The organism is Noviherbaspirillum sp. FW303-A3, assembly GCF_058788695.1.
The window spans coordinates 3,947,919-3,973,970 of sequence record NZ_JBYTAZ010000001.1; the positions used below are offsets into that span (position 1 = coordinate 3,947,919).

Sequence of the window (26,052 nt, forward strand, 5' to 3'; positions counted from 1 at the left end):
TTCCATGCAGAACATTGTCCTGCGCTGCGTATTATCGTCGGCGTAACTGGACAAGACAGTATAGAACAATGTCCATCCCCGAAAAGCCGACGGCCCGGTTCATTGCTGAAACCGGGCCGTCGCCTGGAACCGTGCCGGGGCTTAGTGACCCTTGACGACCGTTCCCGGCTTGAGCTTGTACACCGTGCCACAGTACGGGCACATGCCTTCGCCGTGATGGTCGACGGGGATGAAGACGCGCGGGTGCGAAGACCAGATCGGCATCTGCGGATTGGGGCAGTATGCCGGCAGGTCCTTGCCGTCGAGTTCGACGTAACTCGTGACTTGCGTGGATTGGGTCATGACGTTTTCCAGAGTGATTAAACCAGGGTGAGCCAGTGCTGGTACTGCGGCGCCTTGCCGGCGACCACGTCGAAGAACAGCGTCTGCAGTTTTTCGGTGATCGGGCCGCGCTTGCCTTCGCCGATCTGGCGGTTGTCGAGTTCGCGGATCGGCGTGATCTCTGCCGCCGTGCCGGTGAAGAAGGCTTCGTCGCAGCAGTAGACTTCATCGCGCGTGATGCGCTTTTCAATGACCGGGATGCCGAGGTCGCGCGCCATTGTCAGCACCGCGTCGCGGGTGATGCCGTCCAGGCAGGAGGCGAGGTCGGGCGTATAGATCTTGCCGTTCTTGATGACGAAGACGTTCTCGCCGGAGCCTTCGGACACATAGCCTTCGGTGTCGAGCAGCAGCGCCTCGTCATAGCCGTCCGCCAGTGCTTCCTGGTTGGCCAGGATGGAGTTGATGTAATAGCCGCATGCCTTAGCGCGCACGAGCGAGACATTCACATGATGGCGCGTAAAGGACGAGGTCTTGACGCGGATGCCCTTGGCGAGGCCGTCTTCACCCAGGTAGGCGCCCCACGGCCACGCGGCGACGGCGACGTGGATGGTATTGCCCTTGGCGGAGATGCCCAGCTTCTCGGAGCCGATCCAGACCAGCGGACGCAGGTAGCAGGATTCCAGCTTGTTCTCGCGGACCACGGTGCGCTGCGCTTCCATCAGCGTCTCCAGGTCGAACGGGATCTTCATCTGGAAAATCTTGGCCGAATTGAACAGGCGCTGCGTGTGTTCCTTCAGGCGGAAGATCGCGGTGCCCTTGTCCGTCTTGTAGGCGCGCACCCCTTCGAACACGCCCATGCCGTAGTGGAGGGTATGGGTCAGCACATGGACGGTCGCGTCGCGCCAGTCAATCAGTTCGCCATCTTTCCAGATCTTTCCGTCGCGGTCGGCCATGGACATATCGTGCTCTCCAAAATCGTTGCAAAACGTCGATTTTAGCGCACTCCAACGAGGGTGAAAATTCATCTGTAGAATGTGACATCGGCATTCCTGCCGCTGTCACGACAACCGGCGCGCCACCATACGCGCGGCTGTTATCAATTGAACACGACAGTGCCACGAGCACTGCACGGTTCCCGTTTCCGGAACTATGAGCAATACACAAGCAAGCACAGCGCCCGAGACCTCGGTCGATCTCGAAAAGCGCGCCTATCGCGAGGGCATGAAGGCCTGCGCACCGACCATGCTGGGCATCGGCGCCTGGGGCATGGTGACCGGGATGGCCATGGTGAAAACCGGGCTGACCCTCTGGCAGGCGTTGGGGATGACCTTCCTGGTGTTCGCCGGTTCCGCGCAGCTTGCGTCGCTGCCGTTGATCGCGGCGAATGCGCCTGTCTGGGTGGTCTTCCTCACGGCGCTGGTCGTCAATCTGCGTTTCGTCATTTTCGCCGCCGCCATCGCACCGCATTTCGCGCATCTGCCCTGGTACAAGCGCCTCTGGCACGGCTATTTCAACGCCGATATCACCATGGCCCTGTTCCCGCGCCGTTTTCCTGCCGAGACGGTGAGCCAGCATGAAGGGAAGGTCGGCTTCTTCAATGGCATCTGCTATTCCAACTGGATGGCATGGCAGGGCGGCTCGGTCATCGGCATCCTGCTCGCCAGCCAGATTCCGGAGAGCTGGGGCATCGGCTTCGCCGGCACGCTTGCCTTGCTGGCAATTACGATCCCCCTCACCGTCAATTCAGCTGCGCTGGTCGGCGTCATCGTTGCCAGCGTTGTGGCGGTTGCAGCGGCCTCCCTTCCATACCGGCTCGGGCTGCTGCTTGCCGTGATCGTCGGCATGATTGCGGCGATGGTGGCCGATACTTACCTGGACAAGAAGGAAAAGGCATGAGCGCCATTGATACCTGGTTGACAATCATCCTGTTGACCGTCGCGACGATTGTGACGAGAAGTTCGTTCTTCTTGCTGGGACATGCGGTCAAATTGCCGCCAAAAGTGCAGCATGCACTGCGCTATGCGCCGGCAGCCGCCTTGGCGGCGATCGTTGCACCCGACCTCGTCATGGCAAATGGTGCGCTGCAACTTACCTGGGCCAATCCCAAGCTGCTTGCCGGGATCGGCGCCGCCGCGTTTTTCCTGACCACGCGCCACCTTCTCGGCACCATCATTGTCGGCATGGCTCTGTATAGTTTGCTGCGAGTCATGTTGTAGGCCAAAAACGGTTTTTTGGCGGAGTGCGGTGCGGTAAAATAGCGGCTTTCCCAATCTTTCCACTTTTTCAATTCCTCATTCCCGTCTGCAGCCATGCAATTCAACCGTCTGAGCGACCTCATCGCACGCAACCAACTCCAGGGCAAACGCGTATTCATCCGTGCCGATCTCAATGTTCCGCAGGACGACGCAGGCAACATCACCGAAGACACCCGTATCCGCGCCTCCGTGCCGGCCATCCAGCAGGCGCTGGAGGCGGGTGCTGCCGTCATGGTGACCTCGCACCTCGGCCGTCCGACGGAAGGCGAATTCAAGCCGGAAGATTCGCTGGCACCGATCGCCAAGCGCCTGTCCGAGCTGCTCGGCAAGCCGGTGGAACTGAAGCAGAACTGGGTCGATGGCGTCGAAGTCGCTCCGGGCCAGGTGGTCCTGCTCGAAAATTGCCGCGTCAACAAGGGCGAGAAGAAGAACAGTGACGAACTCGCGCAGAAGATGGCGAAGCTGTGCGACGTGTATGTGAACGATGCGTTCGGCACTGCGCACCGAGCGGAAGCGACCACGCATGGCATCGCAAAGTTTGCCCCGGTCGCCTGCGCCGGCCCGCTGCTGGCGGCTGAACTCGATGCGCTCGGCAAGGCGCTCGGCCAGCCGGCGCGCCCGTTGGCGGCCATCGTTGCCGGCTCCAAGGTCTCGACCAAGCTGACCATCCTGAAGACGCTGGCCGACAAGGTCGACAACCTGATCGTCGGCGGGGGCATCGCCAATACCTTCATGCTCGCTGCCGGCCTCAAGATCGGCAAGTCGCTGGCGGAAGCCGACCTCGTCAGCGAGGCGAAAGCCATCATCGATATGATGGCCAAACGCGGCGCATCCGTGCCCATCCCGGTGGACGTCGTCTGCGCGAAGGAGTTTTCTGCGACTGCCGCTGCGACCGTCAAGGATGTGAAGGACGTAGCAGACGACGACATGATCCTCGACATCGGCCCGAAGACCGCTGCCCAGCTGGCGCAGCAAATCGCCCAGGCGGGCACGGTCGTCTGGAACGGCCCGGTCGGCGTGTTCGAGTTCGACCAGTTCGGCGAAGGCACGAAGACGCTGGCCATGGCGATCGCGAATTCCAAGGCCTTCTCGATTGCAGGTGGTGGCGACACCCTCGCAGCGATCGCGAAGTACAACATTTCCGACAAGGTTGGCTATATTTCAACCGGCGGCGGCGCGTTCCTGGAATTCCTCGAAGGCAAGACCCTGCCCGCAGTCGACATTCTGTTGCAGCGCGCGAAGTAATACCGGGCGGCGCAAAATGACGCCGCAAACCGTCCGCAGACTGCAAAGGTTTTCATATGATCAGAGCCACAAAAATCGTTGCCACCATCGGCCCCGCATCGAGCGATCCGGACACCCTGACCCGGATGATCAAGGCCGGTGTCAACGTGGTGCGGTTGAATTTTTCCCACGGCAAGGCGCAGGACCACATCGACCGCGCGGAACTGGTGCGCAAGGCGGCAGCGGAATGCGGGCGCGAAGTCGCCATCATGGCCGATCTGCAGGGACCGAAAATCCGGATCGGCAAGTTCGAGAACGGCAAGATCTTCCTCGAAAACGGCAGCAAGTTCGTGCTCGATGCCGATTGCGAGCTGGGCAACCAGGCGCAGGTCGGCCTCGATTACAAGGAACTGCCGCGCGATATCAAGCCGCAGGATGTCTTGTTGCTCAACGACGGCCTGATCGTCCTGGTCGTCGACAAGGTGGTCGGCAGCGCCATTCACACGACCGTCAAGATCGGGGGCGAACTGTCGAACAACAAGGGCATCAATCGCCTTGGCGGCGGCCTGTCCGCGCCCGCACTGACGGCCAAGGACATGGAAGACATCAAGACCGCGATGAGCTTCCAGGCAGATTATGTCGCCGTCTCCTTCCCGAAGAGCGCGACCGATATGATCATGGCGCGCCAGCTGGCGAACATCGCGGGCGAGGCGAAACGCCACAAGCCGCAGATGATCGCCAAGATCGAGCGTGCGGAAGCCATTCCAGCATTGCAGGAAATCCTCGACGCTTCCGACGGCATCATGGTGGCGCGCGGCGACCTCGCCGTCGAAGTGGGCAATGCTGCCGTGCCTGCGTTGCAGAAGCGCATGATCAAGATGGCGCGCGCCTCCAACAAGCTGGCGATCACGGCCACGCAGATGATGGAGTCGATGATTGTCAATGCGGTGCCGACGCGTGCAGAAGTGAGCGACGTCGCGAATGCGGTGCTGGACGGCACCGATGCGGTGATGACGTCCGCTGAAACCGCTTCCGGCAAATATCCGGTCGAGACAGTCGAGACGATGGCAGCAATCTGTCTCGAAGCTGAAAAGTCCGACGTCATCAAGCTGGATGCCGACTTCCTCAACGCCACGTTCACCCGCATCGATCAGTCGATTGCCTACGGCGCACTGTTCACCGCGTATCACCTGCGTGTGAAAGCCATCGCGGCCCTGACCGAGTCGGGTTCCACGGCACTGTGGATGAGCCGTCACAACATCGACATTCCGATCTTTGCGCTCACTCCCGTCCTTGGCACCCAACGCAAGGCGGCGCTGTACCGGAACGTCACGACCTTTGAGCTGGCGCATTCCAGCGATCGTGAAGCTGTGCTGAAAGAGGCGCAGGATTTGCTCCTCGCCAAAGGAGTGGTGCAGAAAGGTGACATGATTGTCGTCACCTGGGGCGAACCGATGGGCCAGGTTGGCGGCACGAACGCCCTGAAGATCATGAAGATCGGCGAATACTAATTTTATTGTTTTGGAGAATTACCATGCCTCTCGTATCCATGCGTCAACTGCTCGACCATGCTGCTGAAAACGGTTACGGCCTGCCGGCGTTCAACGTCAACAACCTGGAACAGGTCACCGCGATCATGCAGGCCGCCGACGAAGTGAATTCGCCGGTCATCATGCAAGCCTCCGCAGGCGCGCGCAAGTACGCCGGCGAAGCCTTCCTGCGCCACCTGATCGAAGCCGCCGTCGAAGCCTATCCGCACATTCCGGTCGTCATGCACCAGGACCACGGCCAGTCGCCGGCAGTGTGCATGGCCGCGATCAAGTCCGGTTTCACCTCCGTCATGATGGACGGCTCGCTGATGGAAGACGGCAAGTCCGTCGCCAGCTACGAATACAACGTCGAAGTGTCGCGCAAGGTCGTCGAGTTCTCGCACTCGATCGGCGTCACCGTCGAAGCCGAACTGGGTGTGCTCGGTTCGCTCGAAACCATGAAGGGCGACAAGGAAGACGGCCACGGCGCGGAAGGCACCATGACCCGCGAACAGCTGCTGACCGACGTCAACCAGGCTGCCGACTTCGTCAAGCAGACCCAGTGCGACGCGCTGGCCATCGCCATCGGCACCTCCCACGGCGCCTACAAGTTCTCCCGCAAGCCCACCGGCGACATCCTCGCCATCCAGCGCATCAAGGAAATCCACGCCCGCATCCCCAACACCCACCTGGTGATGCACGGCTCCTCCTCCGTGCCGCAGGAACTGCTGGCCGAGATCCGCGAATTCGGCGGCGACATGAAGGAAACCTACGGCGTGCCGGTCGAGGAAATCCAGGAAGGCATCAAGCACGGCGTCCGCAAGATCAACATCGACACCGACATCCGCCTGGCGATGACCGCAGCGATCCGCCGCTTCTTCGTCGAGAATCCGACCAAGTTCGACCCGCGCGAATACCTGAAGCCGGCGCGCGAAGCCGCCAAGCTGATCTGCAAGGCACGCTTCCTCGCATTCGGTTGCGAAGGCCAGGCCGGCAAGATCAAGCCGCTGACCCTCGAGAAGATTGCAGAAAAGTACAAGAAAGGCGAACTCGCCCAGATCGTGCAGTAAAATTCAGCTTCGGAAACAAACAACCGGCGGCGTGTTCGGCACCCGCCGGTTTAGCTTTTTTGGAAACCCCCATGAACAGCCTCTACCAGTCCACCATCAAGTCCCTTCCGCTGCTCGGCCGCGGCAAAGTGCGCGACAACTACGCCGTCGGCGACGACAAGATCCTCATCGTGACTACCGACCGCCTGTCCGCGTTCGACGTCGTGATGAATGAACCGATCCCCGGCAAGGGCAAGGTGCTGAACCAGATGTCCGATTTCTGGTTCACGAAGCTGGGCGACATCGTTCCGAACCACCTGACCGGCGTTGCTCCGGAATCGGTGGTCGCTGCGGACGAGGTTGAACAGGTTCGGGGGCGTGCAGTGGTTGCCAAGCGTCTCAAGCCGATCCTGGTCGAGGCTGTGGTGCGCGGCTACATCATCGGTTCGGGCTGGAAGGATTACCAGGCGAACGGGTCGATCTGCGGCATCGAATTGCCGAAGGGCCTGCGCCAGGCGGACAAGCTGGCGACGCCGATCTTCACGCCGGCAGCCAAGGCCGACCTGGGCGAGCACGACGAGAACATCAGCTTTGCCGAAATGGAAAACCGCATCGGCAAGGAACTGGCCGCGAAGATGCGCGACGTCAGCATCAGGCTGTACCAGGCCGCTGCCGACTATGCAGCGACGCGCGGCATCATCATCGCCGACACCAAGTTTGAATTCGGCCTCGACGAAAACGGCACGATGCATCTGATGGACGAAGTGCTGACGGCCGATTCTTCCCGCTTCTGGCCGGCGGATTCGTATGCGCCCGACATGTCGCCGCCGTCCTTCGACAAGCAGTTCGTGCGCGATTACCTGGAAACGCTGAAGGACTGGAAGAAGACCCCGCCGGCACCGGCATTGCCCGCCGACGTGATCGAAAAGACCGGCGCGAAATACCGCGAGGCGCTCGAGCGCCTGACCGGCGAAAAGCTGAAGGACTGACATGAGCGCACAAACCGAGAAGCCGATCGTCGGCGTCATCATGGGTTCCTCGTCCGACTGGGACGTGATGCAGCATGCCGTTGCGATGCTGAAGGATTTCGGCATTCCGTACGAAGCGAAAGTGGTGTCTGCGCATCGCATGCCGGACCAGATGTTCGAATACGCGGAGACGGCGCGTGAACGCGGCTTGCGCGCGATCATCGCCGGCGCTGGCGGCGCCGCGCATCTGCCGGGCATGGTCGCGGCAAAGACCATCGTGCCGGTGCTTGGCGTGCCTGTTCCGTCCAAGTACCTGCGCGGCGAGGACTCGCTGCTGTCGATCGTGCAGATGCCGAAAGGCATTCCGGTCTCGACTTTCGCTATCGGCGAGGCGGGGGCAGCCAATGCTGCACTGACCGCGATCGCCATTCTCGCCACGACCGATGACAAACTGGCCGCCCGGCTGCAGGAATTCCGCGCCAAGCAGACGCAGGCAGCCTTTGCAATGACGCTTCCGGCATGAGTGACAAGTTCCAAGCCTTTGTACCCTCCGCAACGCCGCCGACCTGGCTGGGCGTGATGGGCGGCGGCCAGCTCGGCCGCATGTTCGTGCACGCCGCGCAGATGATGGGCTTCAAGGTTGCGGTGCTCGAACCTGCACGAGACTGCCCGGCGGGCCACGCGTCCGATCACCTGATCTGCGCGAAATACGATGACGAGGCCGCGCTCGCGGAACTCGCCTTGCAGTGTTCGGCCGTGACGACCGAGTTCGAAAATGTACCGGCGCAGAGCCTGGCATTCCTTGCCGAGCGTACCTTTGTCGCGCCGGGCGCAGCCTGCGTCTCCGTGGCGCAGGACCGCATCGAGGAAAAACGCTTCTTTACCGGATGCGCGCCAAGCTCCGGTGTGCTGCCCGCACCGTACAAGGCCATCCTCAACAACGGCGATATCGACGCCATTCCCGAGACGCTTTTCCCCGGCATCCTGAAAACGGTGCGCATGGGTTACGACGGCAAGGGGCAGGTGCGCGTGAAATCGAAAGAGGGCGTGCGCAATGCCTTCGCCGGCATGGGCGGCGTCGCTTGCGTGCTGGAGAAGATGCTGCCGCTGGCCTACGAGGTTTCCGTGCTGACCGCGCGCGGCGCGGACGGGGAATCGGTGGTGTATCCGATCGCGGAGAACGTGCATCGCGACGGCATCCTTTTCACCACCACGGTTCCCGGCCCCAATGTCTGTCAGGAAACTGCCGCCAAGGCGCAGGCAGCAGCATTGTCCATCATTGCCCAGCTCGGCTATGTCGGCGTGCTGTGCATCGAATTCTTCGTGCTGCAGGACGGTTCGCTCGTCGTCAACGAAATGGCGCCGCGCCCGCATAACAGCGGCCACTACACGATCGATGCCTGCGTCACCAGCCAGTTTGCGCAACAGGCACGCGCCATGGCGCATCTGCCTTTGGGTGACGTGCGCCAGCATTCTCCGGCAGTCATGCTCAATATCCTCGGTGACGTCTGGTTTGAAGGCGACAGCGACACGCCGCGCGAACCGGCATGGGACAAGATTCTCGCCCTGCCCGGAGCGAACCTGCATCTCTACGGCAAGGACGATCCACGCCGCGGACGGAAGATGGGACATGTGACCTTCGTCGATCCGACACTGGAACTGGCGCAGCAAAACCTGCGCGCGGCCTGCGGCATCCTGGGCATTCCTTGCTGAGCAGGACATGTCGGAACAGACTCTGGACATGCCCGCGATTCGAGCGGCAGCACGTAAGCTGGAAGAGGGCGAACTCGTCGCTCTTCCCACTGAAACCGTCTACGGTCTTGGCGCAGATGCCGAAAATCCCGAGGCAGTGGCGAAAATCTATGCGGCGAAGGGACGTCCCGCCAATCATCCAGTCATCGTCCATCTCGCGCCCGAGGCCGATGTCGGCTATTGGGCGGTCGATATTCCCGCCGAGGCACGCAAGCTGATCGATGCCTTCTGGCCGGGGCCGTTGACACTCATCCTGAAGCGCGCACCGCATATTCCCGACGCAGTGTCGGGCGGACAGGACTCGGTCGGGCTGCGCTGTCCTTCGCATCCAGTCGCACAGGCGCTGCTGCGTGAGTTCAAGTCGGGCAAGGGCGGCGTTGCCGCGCCTTCCGCCAACAAGTTCGGCCATGTCAGTCCCACCACCGCACAGCATGTGCGCGACGAGTTCGGTACCGGTTCGGAAAGTCCCCTTGCCTGCATTCTTGAGGGCGGACAGAGCGAGGTGGGAATCGAGTCCACCATCCTCGACCTGAGCCGCATGGCCACGCATGGCCCGGTCTTGCTTCGTCCGGGGCACATCAGCGCAACACAGATCGCGCAGGTAATCGGAACGCATCCCCGCATGCCGGATGCTGCTGCGCCTCGCGCTTCGGGAACGCTGGAAGCGCATTATGCGCCGAGCACGCCGGTCGCCCTGGTGCAGCCGGCGCAGCTTGCCGACACCATGGAACGGCTTTCCAGCGCCGGACGCCGGTTTGCGGCTATTCGGCGTACACAACCTGCTGCGGCAGCAGTGGCGCAGACAGCGATGCCCTTGTCCTCCGTCGGCTACGCGCACGATCTGTACGCTGCTCTGCGTGCAATGGACGCTGCGGGAGCCGACGTCATTCTCGTGGAGTCCTTGCCAGCCGAAGACGAATGGCAGGGCATCAATGACCGCCTGCGTCGTGCAGCCCACGATTCGCAAGGCATTCTTTCTCGCCTCTTGGGCTAGAGCATCCTCTCTAAAGTTGCTGCCGGGATTCAATTCTGGTCGTCTAGGCAAGGTCATGCATCGGTGACATACTAGCCGCGGAAAGGCACACTCGTTCGCTTTTCTTTCCCAAATACAACACCCATAACAGGAGACCAGATGCGTCACTTCCATTTCACTGCGGCGCTGCTTTCGGCCGCCATCCTGGCGGGCTGCGGCGGCGGCGACAAGACCCCTCAGTTCAGCAGCGTTGTTTCGTTTGGCGACAGCCTGAGCGACATCGGTACCTATTCGGTCGGCACGGTCAAGGCGCTCGGCGGCGGCAAGTACACCGTCAACGATCCGGCCAGCAAGAACTGGATCGAACTGATGGCCGCGAAGCTGAACGTCACCATGCCGTGTCCGGCGCAAACCGGCCTCGAGGGCGATCCCGCGCAAGGCTTCGCGGTTCCCGTGACGAACTTCACCAACTGCACCGCCTACGCACAGGGCGGCGCGCGCGTGACCAATCCGGTCGGACCGGGCAACAAGGCGCTTGGAGGCGCCAACGCGGTCCTCGGCCAGCTTACCGTTCCGGTTGCGACACAGATCCAGAGCCACCTCACCTCGCGCGGCGGCACATTCACGGGCACCGAGATCGTGTTCGTGATGGCGGGAGGCAATGACGTCTTCATCAACCTGGCCACAGTCGGTGCAGGCGGAAGCCCGACTGCCGCGGTGACGGCAATGGGCACTGCCGGAGCGGAACTCGGCGGCTACGTGAAGAACCTCGTGTTGGGCAAGGGCGCCAAGTATGTCGTCGTCGTCAACCTGCCGGACGTCAGCCAGACGCCGTTCGCGCGCGCACAGAGCGCGGAAACGCAGGGGCTGATCAATACGATGGTGACAACCTTCAACGCGCAGTTGCAGCAGGGCCTGACGGGCGCGGACGTCTTGCTGGTGGACGCCTACACCACCGGCCGCGACCAGATCGCCAACCCGTCGAAGTATGGCTTGACCAACGTGACGACGCCGGCTTGCGACCTGACGCCCGCGAAGAACCCGCTCGGTTCCTCGCTCGTTTGCACCAGGAACAATCTGATCGCAGGGGCAACGGATACCTTCCAGTATGCGGACACCGTGCATCCGACGCCCTTCGGTTACAAGCTGCTGTCTGACCTCGTCTCCCTGGAAATGGGCAAGCGCGGCTGGCTGTAAATTACCCTGCCTGGCGCCTTTATCCGAAACGCAGTTTCATCACGAGGATAAACAGCGCAAAAAACCCGTCCGTTGCGCGTAACGGACGGGTTTTTTACTTCAGGCGAAGTTTACTGGAATGCCTGGATGCCGGTCTGCGCGCGGCCGAGAATCAGCGCATGGATGTCATGCGTGCCTTCATAGGTGTTGACCACTTCCAGGTTCACCATATGGCGGATCACGCCGAACTCGTCCGAAATGCCGTTCCCGCCCAGCATGTCGCGCGCCATGCGGGCCACGTCGAGCGCCTTGCCGCAGGAATTGCGCTTCATGATCGAAGTGATCTCGGGCGATGCCGTGCCTTCATCCTTCATGCGGCCAAGGCGCAGGCAGCCTTGCAGGCCGAGCGTGATTTCGGTCTGCATGTCGGCCAGTTTTTTCTGGATCAGCTGGTTCGCCGCGAGTGGCTTGCCGAACTGCTTGCGGTCGAGCACGTACTGGCGCGCACGGTGCCAGCAATCCTCTGCCGCGCCCAGCGCGCCCCATGCAATGCCGTAGCGTGCCGAGTTCAGGCAGGTGAACGGTCCCTTCAGGCCGCGCACGTCGGGGAACGCGTTTTCCTCCGGGCAGAACACTTCATCCATCACGATCTCGCCGGTGATCGATGCGCGCAGGCCGAACTTGCCGTGGATGGCCGGTGCGGACAGGCCCTTCATGCCCTTGTCGAGGATGAAGCCGCGGATATCGCCTTCATCGTCCTTGGCCCACACCACGAACACATCGGCGATCGGCGAATTCGAAATCCACATCTTGGCGCCGGAAATGCTGTAGCCGCCGGGGACTTTCTTCGCGCGCGTGACCATCGAACCGGGATCGGAGCCGTGGTTCGGTTCGGTCAGGCCGAAGCAGCCGATCCATTCTCCCTTCGCCAGTTTCGGCAGGTATTTCTGCTTTTGCGCCTCGGTGCCGAATTCGAAGATCGGCACCATGACCAGCGAGGACTGCACGCTCATCATCGAACGGTAGCCGGAATCGACGCGCTCCACTTCGCGCGCGATCAGGCCGTAGCTGACATAGTTCAGACCGGGGCCGCCATACTGCTCCGGGATGGTCGGGCCGAGCAGCCCGAGTTCGCCCATCTCGCGGAAAATCGCGGGATCGGTCTTCTCATGGCGGAAGGCTTCCAGCACACGCGGCTGCAGCTTGTCGCGGCAATACGCCTGTGCGGCATCACGCACCATGCGCTCTTCGCCGGTGAGCTGCTGGTCGAGCAGCAATGGATCGTCCCACTGAAACTGTGCTTTCGATTTCGTCATGTTGAGTCCCTCTTCTCGTTATTTATTTGGTTGGCGTCGTGGCCGAGAATTTGCCGTTGTGGAAGACGAGCGCCGGTTGCGGCGTGACGTCGCAGCGTTCGACTTCGCCGACAAAGATGACATGGTCGCCTTCGGGATAGCGGCTGCGGTTGTGGCATTCGAACCAGGCTGCCACACCTTTCAGGATCGGCAGGCCGGTATGCGACAGTTCGAATTCCACGCCCTCGAAGCGGTTATCGATGCGCTTGGCGAACCGCTCCGCCAGCGCCGTCTGGTTCCCTGACAGGATGTTGATCACGTAATGCGTATTGCCCGTGAAGACCGGAAGGCTGGTGGCCGTCTGCGCGAGGCTCCACAGCACCAGCGGCGGATCGAGCGAAACGGAGTTGAACGAGCTGGCGGTCAGGCCGAGAAAGGTGCCGTCCGGCAGGCGCGTGGTGATGATGGTCACGCCGGTGGCGAACTGTGACAGGGCAGTGCGGAAATGGCGGGAGTCGAACTCGGGCGGTCCCGCGCTGGAAGATTGATGTGACATCTGAAATCCGGTGTATTTCATCCATTATGCCGAAAAACCTGCCTTGACGAGAAACAAGTGCTCGCCCCTTATTTGCGTCGCACTACACGTGATGCCGCCGGTTTTTCGCGCAACATGGTCTGGAAGGTTTTAGGCATCCACGGACGGGCTGCCAGCAGCATGCTGATTGCATACTTTTCTTCAAACGGCAGCCGGGCATCTTCCTGGTGCTGCAGCGCAAATTCGCGTGCCACCTGCTTTAACCGCTCGAGGAGGACAGCAATCGATTTCTTCGACAGCATGACATTCACGAGGCGCAGCAGTTCATGGTCGCCGTTGAATTGTGAATCGAGGTAGTCGCTGTATGCCTGTTCGCGGAAATGTGCCTGTATCGGCCCGTCGGGAATCCAGCGGAAGGTGCGCGAGACCAGCAGCTTGACGCGGTTGTTCGGCTGCAGCGCGATGATCCCGATCTTGTCCAGGCGGACGAGACACTTCACCACTTCCGCTTCTGTCATCCGGTATACCTGGACAATCTGTGCGAGCGACAGCTGGTTCAGGACGGAGACGGCGACAATGAACAGCTTCGTATCGCCGATGATCTCCTTCTCCTGGGCGTACGTGAGTTCGGAAATCAGGCGCGATTCGTCGTGTTCCGCAAGCGCGATGTCGCGGAAGTCGATCTGCGCCGCCTGCAGGATTTCATCCAGGCGCTGCAGCGTGAAATTCTTTTGCGAGAACATCCGCTTGACGCTTGCTTCGGACATATCGATCCGGTTCGCCAGGTCGGCGTAGGTAATGCCGCGTGCCTTGAGTTCGCGCTTGAGGGAATCGACGAGTGAGCTTGCTTGCAGCATGGTTTTCATGAATGGCAACAGGTGGCGAAAATGATACACCAGCTGCAATGGCCGCTCGATCAACAGGGGGGCCGGTTCGCTGCGGAGCGGCAAGAAAAATATTGACCGCATTCAACGCTGCAACATAGGCATCCCCGCATCTTTGCGCTAAAGTCAATACATACACACATGGAGTGGATCATGGCGTCGGAAATCGCAACACTGGGCGGAGGGTGCTTCTGGTGTCTGGAGGCGGTATATCAGGAACTCAAGGGCATCCTGCATGTGGAGAACGGCTATGCAGGAGGACACGTACTCAACCCGAGCTATGAGCAGGTATGCGACGGCAATACCGGACATGCGGAAGTCGTGCGCATCGCGTTCGATCCTTCCATCGTGAGCTATCGCGAGATCCTCGAAATCTTCTTCACCATCCACGATCCGACCACACTCAACCGTCAGGGTAACGATGTCGGCACCCAGTACCGGTCGGTAATCTTCTACCATTCGCCCGAGCAGCACGAGATCGCGCGCCAGGTGATCGCCTGCATGGCCAGCGTATGGGATGCGCCGATCGTGACCGAACTGGCTCCCTTGCCGGATTACTACAAGGCGGAAGACTATCACCAGGATTATTTCAGGCAGCATCCGCTGCAAGGCTATTGCGCCTTCGTCGTCGCGCCGAAGGTCGCGAAGTTCCGGAAAATGTTTGCCGACCGGGCCAAGTCCGAGGCATGACAATGAGCACGGTATTCGAAAAGATTCTCAGCGGCGAAATTCCGAGCGCCAAGGTGTATGAGGACGAATACGTCTTTGCATTCATGGATGCCGGACAGGTCAATCCCGGCCATGTGCTGGTGGCGACCCGCGAGCCCTTCGTCACCCTGATGGACGCGGACGAGGAATCGGCCGCCGCGATGATGCGCGCCGCGCGTCGCATTGCCCGGGCAGTGCAGGCGGCCTTCCAGCCGGACGGCATCACCATCCTGCAGGCAAACAAACCCGCGGGATGGCAGACGGTGCCGCACCTTCACCTTCACGTATTGCCGCGCTACGACAACGACGGTGTCGATCTCACCTGGCCGCGCAAGGAGCCGGGCATGGAGAAACTGCGCGAATATGCCGCCCTGATCCGACTGGATCAGGAATAGATGTACCGGCGCGACCAGGGCAAGGCCGCAGCATCGCGGTTCGCCTTGGTGCAGACCACCTGGTAAAGCGATACCCAGTCCTGTGCGAAGGCGTAGGCGCAGCCTGCCAGATAGACACGCCAGATCCGGAATCGGCGGTCGTCCACCAGTGGACGTATCCGTTCTGCACGGTCTTCGAAATTTTCCGCCCATATGCCGCAGGTCCGCGCGTAATGGCGGCGCAGGTTCTCGACATCGAACACCTCCAGCCCGCCGCGCTGCATGGCCGTCAGGACCGTGCCAAGGTGCGCGAGTTCGCCATGCGGGAACACATACTGTTCGATGAATTCGCCGCCGCCGAACGCGGTCTCCCCGTTGTCCGGATCGGTGGTGGTAATGCCGTGGTTCATCATGACCCCGTCATCGGCCAGGAGCGTGCACAGCTTGGAAAAATATTCCGGCAGATGCTTCGCACCGACATGCTCGAACATGCCGACGCTGGTAATGCGGTCATATGTCCCGCCGACATCGCGATAGTCTTCGAGGCGGATCTCGACGCGATCATCGAGGCCGGCGGCCCTGACGCGTTCCCTGGCGAAGTCGAACTGGTTGCGTGACAAGGTGACGCCGACGCATTTCGCGCCGAACTTCTCTGCGGCGCGGATCACCAGGGCGCCCCAACCGCATCCGACATCAAGCAGTGTCTGGCCGGGCTGTACCCGGATCTTGGCGAGGATGTGGTCGATCTTCTTCAGCTGCGCACTGCCCAGGTCTTCATCGCCGTTTTCAAAGTAGGCGCAGGAGTACACCATGTTCTCGTCCAGCCACGCCCGGTAAAAGTCGTTGGAGACGTCATAGTGGTAGCGGATCGCCTCTTCATCCCGTTTGCGCGTGTGGTGGATGCTGCGCGCGATGCGGGCGAAGCGTCCTTCGGGGCGCAGCGAGTAGCGGGCGAGCGCATTGCCGACCGCGATGATTTCCCTCGCGCGTCCTTCGACTTCGATCTTGCCTTCGACGTAGGCCTTGCCGAGGTTGAACAGCGAGGGGGTGAGGAGATAGGTGAGTGCCGACGCGCGCGGCACCCGGATGGTGACTTGTGGCACCTGCTGGCCGAAATCGAGTCGCCGGCCATTCCACAACTCAAGCCGCAGCGGCAGCGCCGTGCGGCTGCGGATGCCATCGACCCAGTTTCCCAGTCGTTTTTCCCAGAACATGTCCACCCCTCCGCATCGACGGATTGATCACACGAACCAGACCTCAAAGAAAAAGAATCGTTACGGCTGCAATCGTTGCAACTGCCAGCTTCCATCCGCCTGCCGCTGGTAGGCAATCCGGTCATGCAGGCGCGATGGGCGGCCCTGCCAGAATTCGAGATAGTCCGGCACCAGGCGGTAGCCGCCCCACTGGGGCGGGCGAACCGGATGGTCGCCGTACTGCTTTTCCACTTCCTGCACGCGCGCTTCCAGCACTTCGCGGCTTGCCACCGGGCGGCTTTGCGCCGAGGCGATGGCGCCGAGGCGGCTCTTCACGGGACGGCTGTTGAAGTAGGCATCGTTCTCCGCGTCGGTGATGCGTTCCACGCGGCCTTCGATGCGCACCTGGCGCTCCAGCTCGATCCAGTAAAACAGCAGCGAGGCGAAGGGGTTGCTGTCGAGTTCGCGGCCCTTGCGGCTCTCGTAGTTCGTAAAGAACGTAAAGCCCCGCTGGTCGACATCCTTGATCAGCAGGATGCGCGAGGAGGGGCGTCCATCCGCTGTAGCGGTGGACACGGTCATCGCGTTCGCCTCCGGCACTTGGGCAGCAATCGCCTCATGCAGCCATTTCGAAAACTGATCGACCGGATTCGGATTCACATCCGCCTCCGTCAAGCTTGCGCGACTGTAGTCCTTACGTAGATCCGCTATCGACATCATCTTTCCTGTTCATATTGTGTTGAATGCTGCACGAAGTGAATGACAAGTCGTTGCATTTTTGATAATCATCAACAGCAACGGCCACACATCCGCCACGGTATGACTACCTTACTTCCGTGCCGGTATTTTGCCTTGTCATGAATCAATTTTTGCGAAATCGCAAAAGCACCTATTCTGTTTTGGAAAGGACGGTTTTGCGCCACGCAATCGGAAGACCCGCCCCGATCATGGCTGTCATGCCCCAGAATACCGCCGTCAGGCCAAGCGCGGCGCCTGCACCGCCGAAAGCCAGCGGCAGGAATACCTGGCATGCATTACCGATGGTGACGCGAATGCCGACTGCCTCGCCGGCGCGTCCGGCCGGGGCGACATGATGCAAAAGTGCCAGCATGTTCGGTTGGGCGGATCCCACCGCCAGTCCGAGGATCGATGCCACGACCATCAGCGACAGCGGCTGGCGCATGAAAGGAAAGACGGCATAGCAGAGGGCGGCAAGCACCAGCGCCCCGGCGAGCACCTGCCATTCGTTCAGGCGGCGCGCGATCAGGGGCATGGCCAGCCGGACCATGAAAGTCGCTGCCGAGAAGCATCCGAGGATGAGGCCGATGGTCGATGCCGCGAATCCGGAACGTGCACCATGAATCGGCAGCACGAAGGTGAAGAGGTCCCATGCGGAAGACAGCAGCATGCCCACGATGAAGATGTGCCGCATCTCGCGCAGGCGGAGCAGCTCGAACGCCGTTCCCGTTGCAGCCTGCTCCTGTGTGGTGGGCACACGCATGTCAGAAAGCTTGCCAAACAGGACCAGGGTGAATGCGCCCGAGGCAAAGCAGCCGAACACGAGATAGGCGGCGTAGTAGGGCGCGTCGTCGATGATCAATCCGGCAAGCACAGGCCCCGTGAAGCCGGAGATGGAAAACCCGAGTGCCAGCCAGCTGTAGTTCGTGGCGCGCATTTCCTGCGAACTGACGGCGCCGACGGTGTGCTGCGCGGCGACCTGGATCACCATGAACCCGGTGCCGATCAGCATCGTGGCGAGGAAGAGCACAGGCATGCCGCCGATCATTCCCGGCAGCGCGCATCCGGTCGCCATGGCGATGCTTCCCGCCATCATCGGGCGCAGGATGCCGATCCGGTCGATCAGCCTCCCGGCCGGGACGGCGCACAGCATCGGGAAGAGCGAAAAAAGTGCAATGAGGATGCCGACGGTGAATTCGGACGCATGCATGGACAGCGCATACAACGACGTCGTGATGCGCGAACCCGCCAGCGCGATATGCGCTGTCAGGGCAACAAGGATCAGGTGGAGCAGCGGTACGGAGGGCAACACGGTTCAACAATACCGCTAATACTGGCACTGCCGCAATAAACCGGGAAAAATAATTCCGGATAAAAACACAGTGCGTTTCCGTCCGTTAAAATGGAGGGATGAACGCAGTCATCTCCCTTTCTTCACCGAATTTCTCCTCTGACAACGAGATCGATTTCGAGCGTCGTTTCGGCGGCATCGCGCGCCTGTACGGCGATGCGGCGCTGGCGCGTTTCCGCTCTGCGCACATCTGCGTGATCGGCGTGGGAGGCGTCGGCTCCTGGATTGTGGAAGCATTGGCAAGAAGCGCTATCGGCCGCATCACGATGATCGACCTCGACAATGTCGCCGAGTCGAACGTCAACCGCCAGATCCATGCGCTGACCGACACGATCGGCAAGGCCAAGGTCACTGCGCTGGCCGAGCGGATTGCGCAGATCAATCCCTATTGCGTCGTCCGCGAGATTGAAGATTTCATCACGCCGGAAAACCTCGACGAGATGATCGGCACCGGCGGCTACGATTACGTGATCGACGCCATCGACAGCGTCAAGGCAAAGACGGCATTGATTGCGTATTGCCGTGACAAGGGCATCCGGCTGATCACCATCGGTGGTGCGGGCGGCCAGACCGATCCGACGAAGATCGAGATCCGCGACCTGTCGCGCACCGAGCAGGAACCGCTGCTGGCCAAGGTGCGCAAGCGCCTGCGCGCGCTGCACGGATTCCCGCGTGGGACGAAGAACAAGTTCGGCATCGACGCCGTGTTTTCCACGGAGCCGCTGCGTTTCCCGGAAAGCGGCGAAAGCTGCGAAGTCGATGCGGATGACAATACAGGCATCACCGGCCTCAATTGCGCGGGCTTCGGCTCGGCGATGGTGGTGACGGCATCCTTCGGCTTGGTGGCGGCCTCGCAGGTGCTGCGCAAGCTCGCGTCAGAACCGATCTAATTACGCGCGCGGCGCGTCGATTCCTTCCTGCCGGCCTTCGTCCGGCACCCAGCCATCCTTGTCAATCGCGCGCGACGCGAGGATCCGATAGATCGATCCTTCCGCTGTCGTCGTCGATTGCACCAGTGCGACCTGTGTGACATGCCATTCGACCGGATCGAAGGCGAGGTCGGGCGGCAGGGCAGCGTCGCGCGCCAGCGTGACATGCGGCCGGTAACTGTGCTGGCCGTTGAACGCGACCTTCCGGTCCAGCAGATCCTGCACCAGCGCGTCGTGCAGCGACGTCAGGGCGTCGGGTGTGTGCGCCGGCCCCACCCAGGCGATGCGGTTGCGCTGAAAGTAGCCGACGCGATCCAGCATCAGCGTCAGGTCGGTTCGCGATATGCGGGCAAGGACATCCTTCAGTTCGGGCAGCAGCGCGGCGGGCTGCTGCCCGAGGAAGACCAGCGTCATGTGCAGGTTGGAGTAGGGAATTCTTCTTCCATGCATCGGCGCCTGCAACTGCTGCAGCCTGGAGGAAGTGGCGTCATCCGGCCAGAGTGCGTAGAACAGCCGGAGCGAACCTGGATTTTTTGTCTTCATGTCGGTCCCTGGGTATCAGGTTGAATGTCTTTCCGGGTATGACATGCGCGGCGCCATGTTGTGCCCGGTTCAATGGCACAGGGCCGCGCCTCGATCCGTGAAGCCGTCTTTCTCGACGGGAAGAAATTCCCATTCGTACCCGGCTTGCTTCAATACCAGTTTCAGCACGCCATGGGTGGAATTGTCCGACACTTCGCTGTGGAAGCGGCGCAAGCGCATCGGTGTGAGTTTTGCCCCTCCCGTACCGACCACAAATTGCCGGATGCCGCGCTCGTCGTCACGTTGTCCTTCCGCATCCTGCGGTGCGAAGCGTTCGTAATTGTGGTCGTGCGATGCCAGTACAACTTCAGCCCCCGCTGCATGGAGGATTGCCCATGCGTCCTGCATGCGCTTGTCGCTGCCGTGCCCGCCGGAGCTGTACAGGGGATGGTGCCAGAAGGCCAGCGTGCATTTCGCCGGGTTGCGTGCCAGTTCTTCCTTCAGCCACGCGATCTGCGTATTGTGTTCGGCCGGCTTGAGGTAGCTGTTGAGCGAGATGATGCGCCAGCTTCCATGGGTAAAGCTGTAGTACCCGCGCCGGGCAGGGCCGGCCGCTTCGCCGAAATAAGTGTAGTAGCCGACCGCGTGCGGCGTGTAGTACTCATGGTTGCCGGGCGACGGATGGGTGCGCTGCTTGAACCTTCCCCATGTCGGGCCATAACATTCTTCGAACTCGCTCAGTCGGCCGACAGGGTAGGTGTTGTCGCCAAGCGTCAGGATGACGGCGTCCTTGTCCGATGCCAGGCCAGCGGAAACGATCGCTGCCGTCTTCGCGGCACCGCTGTCTTCCGGGCGGAAGGTTTGGCATGACGCGATATCACCGGCTGCATAGAGGTTGACGCCCTTGTCCGGAAGCAGGACTGCCTTCGCCTGTTCTTCGCGTGCCCGCCGGTCGGATTGGCAGGCTGCGAGCAGGGATGCGAGTATGCATGGAAGAAAGAGATGCCTGCGCATGCGTGCTGCCATTCCGCTCACGTTGGGTTTGCCGTCGATCAAACCGCGTATTGTAGGGGATCAGGCAGCGGGCAAAGCCGCCGGGTCAGGAACCGGCCAGAGGTGGCGGCGCTGCATCAGGACTTGCGCATCGCCTGCAGGGACAGGCCGGGAGATGTAGTACCCCTGGATTTCGTCGCAGGAGAGCGACTGCAGGACGTGCAATTGCTCTGCCGTTTCCACGCCTTCAGCCACCACGCTCATTCCCAAGGCATGCGCCATCGACATGATCGCGCGGAAGAATACTTCGCCCTCGGCACTCTTGCTCAACTGGGCGGTAAAGGCACGGTCGATCTTCAGGCCGTCCATGTCCAGCCGTTGCAGTTGCGACAGCGATGAATATCCGGTGCCGAAATCGTCGACGAAGAGCTTGATGCCGAGTGCGCGCAGGCCCGAGAGTTCGGAAGCGACTTCTTCCTGCTCGCCGATCATCATCGATTCGGTGATTTCGATTTCCAACAGTCCGGGATGGACGTTGTGCCGGGCAAGACAGGCGGCAATCGTTTCGCGCACGTTGCCGTGGTTGAACTGGTAGGGGGAGACGTTGATCGATACCGGCACCACGGGGAGGCCCAGTGCCATCCAGCGCGCAAGCTGGGCGCATGCCTGTTCCATCACGATTTCGCCGAGCTTGAGGATGAGGCCCGTCTCTTCCGCCAGGGGAATAAAGGCCAGCGGCGGCACCAGTCCGAGCTCGGGATGCTGCCAGCGCACCAGCGCTTCCATGGCCTGCAGTTCACCCGTCGTCACACTCACGCGCGGCTGGTAATGCAGGACAAACTGGTCCTGCAGCAGTGCTTGCTGCAGGGCTCGCTCCATGTCCAGCCTGGCCTTGAGCATTTCCGACAGGCTGGTTTCGTAAAAGTAGAACTGTCCCTTGCCCTCAGACTTGGCCTGGTACATGGCGATATCCGCGTGCTTGAGCAGTGTCTCCGCATCCTGGCCGTCATGTGGGAAAAGGCTCACGCCGATGGATGCGCTGACGAAATTCTTGCCGCGCGCAAGGTCGAACGGATGATGGAAGGCATCCGCAATGCGTGCCGCGACGGCGGCGGCATCGTCTTCCTGTTCCACCGGCTCGAGGATCACGGTGAACTCGTCGCCCCCGAGGCGCACCACATGGTCTGTCGGACGCACGACCGACTTCAGTCGCAATGCCGCGGCATGCAGCAATTCGTCGCCCGCCGAATGGCCCAGCGAGTCGTTCACGTTCTTGAAATTGTCCAGGTCGACGAACAGCAGCGCGAGCATGTTGCCGGATGTGTGTGCGTGCTCCAGCGCCTGGGGCAGGTATTTCGACAGCCAGTTCCGGTTGGGCAGGGCGGTGAGCGCATCCTCGTTGGCCATGCGGGACAACTCGCGCTCATGCGCCTTGAACTGCGAGATGTCGCGGAAAGTGATCGCCAGCCCGGTCCCCGAGCGCACAAGGCGGCGGTGCACCCATTCGATCTTGATCGGGCTGCCGGGAGGCACCTTGATTTCATCTTCGTAATAACCGGACTCAATTGCGCTGCAGTAGGTCTGCATCAATATGGGAAAGTATTCCGCGCTGTTGAGCACGGAGGACTTGGCGCCCACGAACTGTTCGCGCGTGAGTCCGTAGAACGAGGCGCCGCGCACGTTGCAGTCCACGACTTCGAAATCGACGATGGTGCCGGACTTATCGCGCATGGCGCGCAGCATGTAAAAGCCTTCGTTACCGCCTTCGGTTGCCAGCCGGTAGGCTTCCTGCACCTCCGCTTCCTGGTGCTTGCGCCACGCCAGGCGCGCAGACAGCAGCGTGGCAACAACAGCAAACAGGAAAAGGAACAGGGTACCGGCCGCGGCCATCGTCATGTTGCTTCTGCGCGCCTGCCAGTAGGGGGCGAAACGTTCTTCTTCGGAGAGCCCCACCATCGCGATCAGAGGGTAGGCGTCAAGCGCCACCATCGACGCAAAGCGGGCGCGGGAGTCCGCGAACCAGTCCGCCGAAAGCAGGCCGCTGCTGCCGTCCAGCTTGTCCAGTGCGGGAATCGTCCGCAGCGCATTGCCGTCATAGGTTGCCGTCTTCCGGCCGATGTCGCCGATGGTCGACATGCGAAGAACGCCATCCGTTCCTATCACGGCCAGCAGGCCTGATTTTCCCAGTCCGGAGCCATCGTAGAAAGAGGAGAACGAAAGCGGCTCCACCGATACCAGCACCACACCGTCGAAGCTGCCGTCTGCCTTCTCGAGCCGGCGCGTGAACTGGAGCACCTTCCTGCCGGAAATGCGGCCGGTGCTGGGGATATTGATGCGCAGTTCCCGTGAGCGGTTGTCGCGATGAAAAATGAAATACTCGCGGTCAGTGACCAGGGGCGGCAACTGACCAAGGGGACGGTTGCCGGTGATCGGCCTGCCCTCCGGCCCGATGACGGTCACCAGCGCATAACGGTCGATCGGGAATAGGCCTTGTTCGGCAAGGGCCTCCAGGCTGAGCAGGGAGTTTTCCCATTCATACTTGACAAGCAGCGTGAGATGATCGATCTGTTCGACGGAGCGGGTGAGGTACTGCGCATAGGCGGTTGCCAGCGTGCGTGCTTCCTGCATCGCACCCCTTTCCTCGTTGCGATGGTCTTCGGCGGACTTTGCGAGGACGAAAAGCCACATGAGGATGCCGAGAAGCAGGCACAGCACCGGCCATACGGCAATGGAGAGGATGTTTTGTTTCAGGAAGTCGGGTTTCCTGAGCAGGCCGACAGGCCGTGGAGCATTGCGCGTGCTGTTCATTGAGCTGCCGAATGGTGTCTGGGCTCCTGCACGGAATATCGGCCATGGTACCGAATTTCCGATTGCAAACAGGAAACTTAACATACCACAAGGACCGGCCCGCCGCCATTGTGGCCGGCACCAATGCGACAGCAACGCAGAACTGCCCGCTTACTGCAAAAATCTAGAATTCTTGCTCGTTAAAGGCGCGCTTGGCGCGTTCCTCGGCCGCTGCCCACGCCTCCGCCTCGGTCGGAAACGTTCCGGCCGGAATGTAGGTCTCGGCAACTTCCGGTTCACGAGTGAGGCGGACATACACCTGTGCCTCAAAAGTCCCGTCTGGCTGCGGAAGCGCGACGATCCGCGCCAGATGCGTTCCGCTCTGGAGCATCCGGCCTTGCGGCGCCTCGCTATCCCCGACGCCCAGTGATTGTTCGTCCCGCTCCACGTCGCGTTGCCCCAATGATTTGTCGCCGCTGCCGATATCAGCTTCGTCCATCAAGTGTTTCACTTGCTGTCCCATGCCTCTCTCCTGTGCGTCTACCCCGGACTGCCTGCCCGGGACCTGTCCATATGATGAAACGGCATCCCGATAGTTCTTTCAGGGACTGTTTGGCATGTACATTCAACATGTCAGAACCATCATGGGTGGCATTCGTCTAACTTTTTTGGTGGCGATATGGATGTCGGGAAAAATGTGCAGCCGAGGCAACCGCCAAGCGACGTCGCTGACGATGAACTCAAGGATCCCCGCCGCATGACCTCCGGCACCGAGTCGACCGTTAACCGGTCCTGAAACCCAACCATTTACTGGGCGCTTGCCGCCCATGGAGCAACCTGTATGGCAAGCAAGGAAGAATGCGACCAGTACGCCGCTGAACTCACCCGCCGCTTCGACGAGTTCGTCCAGTGGGCATCCGCAAATTGGCCGAAACCGGAGTTTCCACTCCTGCCGTCCGACTTTACCGAGTCGCGTCGGGAGATCAGCCAGATCGCCGGACGGAAGCTCGGCGACGCAGATGATCACGAAGAGTTGTCACGCCCGGCATACGGCAACGACGATCGCCAGTTCCGCGACGTCACTCCAATGCCTTGGCCCTGATAACGTAGAGACTGTTACTCACCACGAGGAGAGCATGATGCAATCAGTGAAGCGCACCTTTGTCGGCGCATTGCTTGCCGCCTTCACCTTTGTCGGTTTCACGCAGACAGTGCAGGCAGCCATGATCAGCACCGAGCAGATTCACGCAGCCAATGCTGCGCGCGGCGACCATGCAAGGATTAACGCCGCGCTTGACCGACCCGAAGTGATTGCGCATCTGGAACGCATGGGGGTGGGCCGGGATGATGCGCAGGCGCGGGTTGCAGCATTGACCGATGAGGAAGCGGCGACCCTCGCATCGCAGATCGACAGTCTGCCGGCAGGCGGGGACATTGTTGGTGCGCTGGTGCTGATCTTCGTCGTCCTTCTGGTCACCGACATTCTTGGCCTGACCAAGGTATTCCCGTTCACGCGGTCGCGGAGATAGATGCGCGACTGGAAAGCCGGTAGCAAGGCGCTCCGGGGTGCCGCATTCGCACTCATGATGATGCTGCTGGCAGGGTGTGCAACGCAGACGCTCTCGCTGCTGGATGGCGGTGCACATGGTTTGCCCCGGCGCATTGAGTTGACGGCAGTTCCCTTCCACGCGCAGGAGCGTTTCCAATGCGGTCCGGCGGCCTTGGGCATGGTGCTCAATGCATCCGGGATTCCGATCGCGCCTGATGCGCTCGTGCCCCAGGTATACGTCCCGCAGAGGGAGGGCAGCCTGCAGCCGGAAATGCTGGCCACGGCCCGGCGCAACGGCGCCATCGGCGCCGTGATTCCACCACGCATGGATGCATTGCTGGCCGAGCTCGCCGCCGGGCATCCGGTCATCGTGCTGCAAAATCTCAGTCTTCCGCTGGCACCGTTATGGCACTACGCCGTTGCGATTGGTTATGCGCTTGATGACGAGGAGATCATTCTCCGATCAGGGACGACGGAACGCTTAGCCATGTCCATGAGCACCTTTGAACACACCTGGAAACGCAGCGGTTACTGGGGAATGGTTGCGCTCGCGCCCGATCGGCTGCCTGTCTCGTTGGATGAAGAGGCCATCGTCACTGCTTTGGTTACCTACGAACAGTCGACGGACGCAGCGCGAGCGCGCAAAGCCTACGAGCAGGCTTTGCGCCGGTGGCCACGAAATTTTACGTTGCAGGCGGGTTTGGGAAATGTCGCCTATGAACTACGCGACCTGAAGGCGTCGGAAGCAGCATTCCGCAGAGCGAGCGAAGCACGGCCCGATGATGCGGCTGTGCTCAACAATCTTGCCAACGTACTTGCGGAAATGGGAGATCTGGTGCGTGCCGCCGAGACTGCGGAAAAGGCGGTTTCCCTGGGCGGTCCATGGCATGAGACGGCCGGCGCAACGCTGCAAGCGATTCGCGCCTTGCAGCGGCGTCAGTGAGAAG

28 protein-coding genes are annotated in these 26,052 nt (G+C 61.1%); 16 read left to right on the top strand and 12 right to left on the bottom strand.

Features of this window, described 5'->3' with window-relative positions:
- Positions 1-141: 141 nt before the first annotated feature.
- Both AC3WOY_RS18990 and AC3WOY_RS18995 read right to left on the bottom strand, forming a co-directional pair.
- Positions 142-342 (bottom strand): zinc-finger domain-containing protein, encoded by a 201-nt coding sequence (locus AC3WOY_RS18990; protein WP_492426558.1) that lies wholly within the window; start codon positions 340-342, stop codon positions 142-144.
- A 17-nt stretch (positions 343-359) separates the two neighbouring features.
- Positions 360-1,280: a branched-chain amino acid transaminase gene (locus AC3WOY_RS18995; protein ID WP_492426560.1), complete on the bottom strand. Its 921-nt coding sequence runs from the start codon at positions 1,278-1,280 to the stop codon at positions 360-362.
- 190 nt (positions 1,281-1,470) lie between these two features.
- Between AC3WOY_RS18995 and AC3WOY_RS19000 the strand changes: the two genes are divergently transcribed.
- From AC3WOY_RS19000 to AC3WOY_RS19045, 10 genes are all read left to right on the top strand, one after another.
- A complete protein-coding gene (locus AC3WOY_RS19000) occupies positions 1,471-2,217 on the top strand; it encodes an AzlC family ABC transporter permease (protein WP_492426562.1) in 747 nt (248 codons plus the stop codon).
- Positions 2,214-2,537: an AzlD domain-containing protein gene (locus AC3WOY_RS19005; RefSeq protein WP_492426564.1), complete on the top strand. Its 324-nt coding sequence runs from the start codon at positions 2,214-2,216 to the stop codon at positions 2,535-2,537. Before AC3WOY_RS19000 ends, AC3WOY_RS19005 begins: the two co-directional genes overlap by 4 nt.
- A gap of 93 nt (positions 2,538-2,630) precedes the next feature.
- The gene (locus AC3WOY_RS19010; RefSeq protein ID WP_492426566.1) at positions 2,631-3,821 is read left to right on the top strand and encodes a phosphoglycerate kinase; all 1,191 of its coding nucleotides are present in this window, start codon (positions 2,631-2,633) and stop codon (positions 3,819-3,821) included.
- 56 nt (positions 3,822-3,877) lie between these two features.
- Positions 3,878-5,311: a pyruvate kinase gene (gene pyk / locus AC3WOY_RS19015; RefSeq protein WP_492426568.1), complete on the top strand. Its 1,434-nt coding sequence runs from the start codon at positions 3,878-3,880 to the stop codon at positions 5,309-5,311.
- Positions 5,312-5,334: 23 nt separating this feature from the next.
- Positions 5,335-6,399: a class II fructose-bisphosphate aldolase gene (fba, locus tag AC3WOY_RS19020; RefSeq protein WP_492426570.1), complete on the top strand. Its 1,065-nt coding sequence runs from the start codon at positions 5,335-5,337 to the stop codon at positions 6,397-6,399.
- A 71-nt stretch (positions 6,400-6,470) separates the two neighbouring features.
- A complete protein-coding gene (locus tag AC3WOY_RS19025; protein ID WP_492426572.1) occupies positions 6,471-7,367 on the top strand; it encodes a phosphoribosylaminoimidazolesuccinocarboxamide synthase in 897 nt (298 codons plus the stop codon).
- Position 7,368: 1 nt separating this feature from the next.
- On the top strand, positions 7,369-7,869 hold the full coding sequence (purE, locus tag AC3WOY_RS19030; protein WP_492426574.1) for a 5-(carboxyamino)imidazole ribonucleotide mutase: 501 nt from the start codon (positions 7,369-7,371) through the stop codon (positions 7,867-7,869).
- Positions 7,866-9,059: a 5-(carboxyamino)imidazole ribonucleotide synthase gene (locus AC3WOY_RS19035; RefSeq protein ID WP_492426576.1), complete on the top strand. Its 1,194-nt coding sequence runs from the start codon at positions 7,866-7,868 to the stop codon at positions 9,057-9,059. Before purE ends, AC3WOY_RS19035 begins: the two co-directional genes overlap by 4 nt.
- 7 nt (positions 9,060-9,066) lie before the next feature.
- Positions 9,067-10,092 (top strand): L-threonylcarbamoyladenylate synthase, encoded by a 1,026-nt coding sequence (locus AC3WOY_RS19040; protein ID WP_492426578.1) that lies wholly within the window; start codon positions 9,067-9,069, stop codon positions 10,090-10,092.
- A 138-nt stretch (positions 10,093-10,230) separates the two neighbouring features.
- The gene (locus AC3WOY_RS19045; protein ID WP_492426580.1) at positions 10,231-11,268 is read left to right on the top strand and encodes an SGNH/GDSL hydrolase family protein; all 1,038 of its coding nucleotides are present in this window, start codon (positions 10,231-10,233) and stop codon (positions 11,266-11,268) included.
- A 110-nt stretch (positions 11,269-11,378) separates the two neighbouring features.
- On the opposite strand, the gene AC3WOY_RS19050 is transcribed toward AC3WOY_RS19045, so the two are convergent.
- From AC3WOY_RS19050 to AC3WOY_RS19060, 3 genes are all read right to left on the bottom strand, one after another.
- On the bottom strand, positions 11,379-12,563 hold the full coding sequence (locus AC3WOY_RS19050; protein ID WP_492426582.1) for an acyl-CoA dehydrogenase: 1,185 nt from the start codon (positions 12,561-12,563) through the stop codon (positions 11,379-11,381).
- Positions 12,564-12,585: 22 nt separating this feature from the next.
- Positions 12,586-13,098, bottom strand: coding sequence for a flavin reductase family protein (locus AC3WOY_RS19055; protein WP_492426584.1), 513 nt, complete (start codon positions 13,096-13,098; stop codon positions 12,586-12,588).
- Between the two features lie 68 nt (positions 13,099-13,166).
- On the bottom strand, positions 13,167-13,934 hold the full coding sequence (locus AC3WOY_RS19060) for a helix-turn-helix domain-containing protein (RefSeq protein WP_492426586.1): 768 nt from the start codon (positions 13,932-13,934) through the stop codon (positions 13,167-13,169).
- A gap of 180 nt (positions 13,935-14,114) precedes the next feature.
- Here AC3WOY_RS19060 and msrA point away from each other — a divergent pair, with 180 nt between their 5' ends.
- Together msrA and AC3WOY_RS19070 are read left to right on the top strand one after the other, a co-directional pair.
- Positions 14,115-14,651, top strand: a complete 537-nt coding sequence (gene msrA, locus AC3WOY_RS19065) for a peptide-methionine (S)-S-oxide reductase MsrA (RefSeq protein ID WP_492426588.1) — start codon at positions 14,115-14,117, stop codon at positions 14,649-14,651.
- A gap of 2 nt (positions 14,652-14,653) precedes the next feature.
- Positions 14,654-15,064, top strand: a complete 411-nt coding sequence (locus tag AC3WOY_RS19070) for an HIT family protein (RefSeq protein ID WP_492426590.1) — start codon at positions 14,654-14,656, stop codon at positions 15,062-15,064.
- Here AC3WOY_RS19070 and AC3WOY_RS19075 read toward each other — a convergent pair.
- The 3 genes from AC3WOY_RS19075 to AC3WOY_RS19085 form a co-directional block, all read right to left on the bottom strand.
- On the bottom strand, positions 15,055-16,257 hold the full coding sequence (locus AC3WOY_RS19075; RefSeq protein ID WP_492426592.1) for a class I SAM-dependent methyltransferase: 1,203 nt from the start codon (positions 16,255-16,257) through the stop codon (positions 15,055-15,057). The two genes, AC3WOY_RS19070 and AC3WOY_RS19075, sit on opposite strands and share 10 nt — an antisense overlap.
- A 60-nt stretch (positions 16,258-16,317) precedes the next feature.
- A complete protein-coding gene (gene pdxH / locus AC3WOY_RS19080; protein ID WP_492429361.1) occupies positions 16,318-16,953 on the bottom strand; it encodes a pyridoxamine 5'-phosphate oxidase in 636 nt (211 codons plus the stop codon).
- A 172-nt stretch (positions 16,954-17,125) separates the two neighbouring features.
- Positions 17,126-18,283 carry an MFS transporter gene (locus tag AC3WOY_RS19085; protein WP_492426594.1) on the bottom strand — a complete coding sequence of 386 codons (1,158 nt, stop codon included), beginning with the start codon at positions 18,281-18,283 and terminating at the stop codon, positions 17,126-17,128.
- Between the two features lie 101 nt (positions 18,284-18,384).
- On the opposite strand from AC3WOY_RS19085, the gene tcdA reads away from it, so the two are divergent.
- Entirely contained in the window at positions 18,385-19,215 is an 831-nt protein-coding gene (gene tcdA, locus AC3WOY_RS19090) for a tRNA cyclic N6-threonylcarbamoyladenosine(37) synthase TcdA (protein WP_492426596.1), read from the top strand.
- Here tcdA and thpR read toward each other — a convergent pair whose 3' ends face one another.
- From thpR to AC3WOY_RS19110, 4 genes are all read right to left on the bottom strand, one after another.
- Positions 19,216-19,797 carry an RNA 2',3'-cyclic phosphodiesterase gene (gene thpR / locus AC3WOY_RS19095; protein ID WP_492426598.1) on the bottom strand — a complete coding sequence of 194 codons (582 nt, stop codon included), beginning with the start codon at positions 19,795-19,797 and terminating at the stop codon, positions 19,216-19,218. It lies immediately after the preceding gene.
- Between the two features lie 69 nt (positions 19,798-19,866).
- On the bottom strand, positions 19,867-20,802 hold the full coding sequence (locus AC3WOY_RS19100; RefSeq protein ID WP_492426600.1) for a metallophosphoesterase family protein: 936 nt from the start codon (positions 20,800-20,802) through the stop codon (positions 19,867-19,869).
- 48 nt (positions 20,803-20,850) lie between these two features.
- Positions 20,851-23,577, bottom strand: a complete 2,727-nt coding sequence (locus tag AC3WOY_RS19105; RefSeq protein WP_492426602.1) for a bifunctional diguanylate cyclase/phosphodiesterase — start codon at positions 23,575-23,577, stop codon at positions 20,851-20,853.
- 163 nt (positions 23,578-23,740) lie between these two features.
- Positions 23,741-24,079: a hypothetical protein gene (locus AC3WOY_RS19110; RefSeq protein WP_492426604.1), complete on the bottom strand. Its 339-nt coding sequence runs from the start codon at positions 24,077-24,079 to the stop codon at positions 23,741-23,743.
- Between the two features lie 318 nt (positions 24,080-24,397).
- Between AC3WOY_RS19110 and AC3WOY_RS19115 the strand changes: the two genes are divergently transcribed.
- From AC3WOY_RS19115 to AC3WOY_RS19125, 3 genes are read left to right on the top strand one after another with little or no spacing between them, the layout of a single operon-like run.
- Entirely contained in the window at positions 24,398-24,658 is a 261-nt protein-coding gene (locus tag AC3WOY_RS19115) for a hypothetical protein (RefSeq protein ID WP_492426606.1), read from the top strand.
- A 34-nt stretch (positions 24,659-24,692) separates the two neighbouring features.
- Entirely contained in the window at positions 24,693-25,085 is a 393-nt protein-coding gene (locus tag AC3WOY_RS19120; RefSeq protein ID WP_492426608.1) for a PA2779 family protein, read from the top strand.
- Positions 25,086-26,048, top strand: a complete 963-nt coding sequence (locus AC3WOY_RS19125) for a PA2778 family cysteine peptidase (protein WP_492426610.1) — start codon at positions 25,086-25,088, stop codon at positions 26,046-26,048.
- The last annotated feature ends 4 nt before the right edge of the window (positions 26,049-26,052 follow it).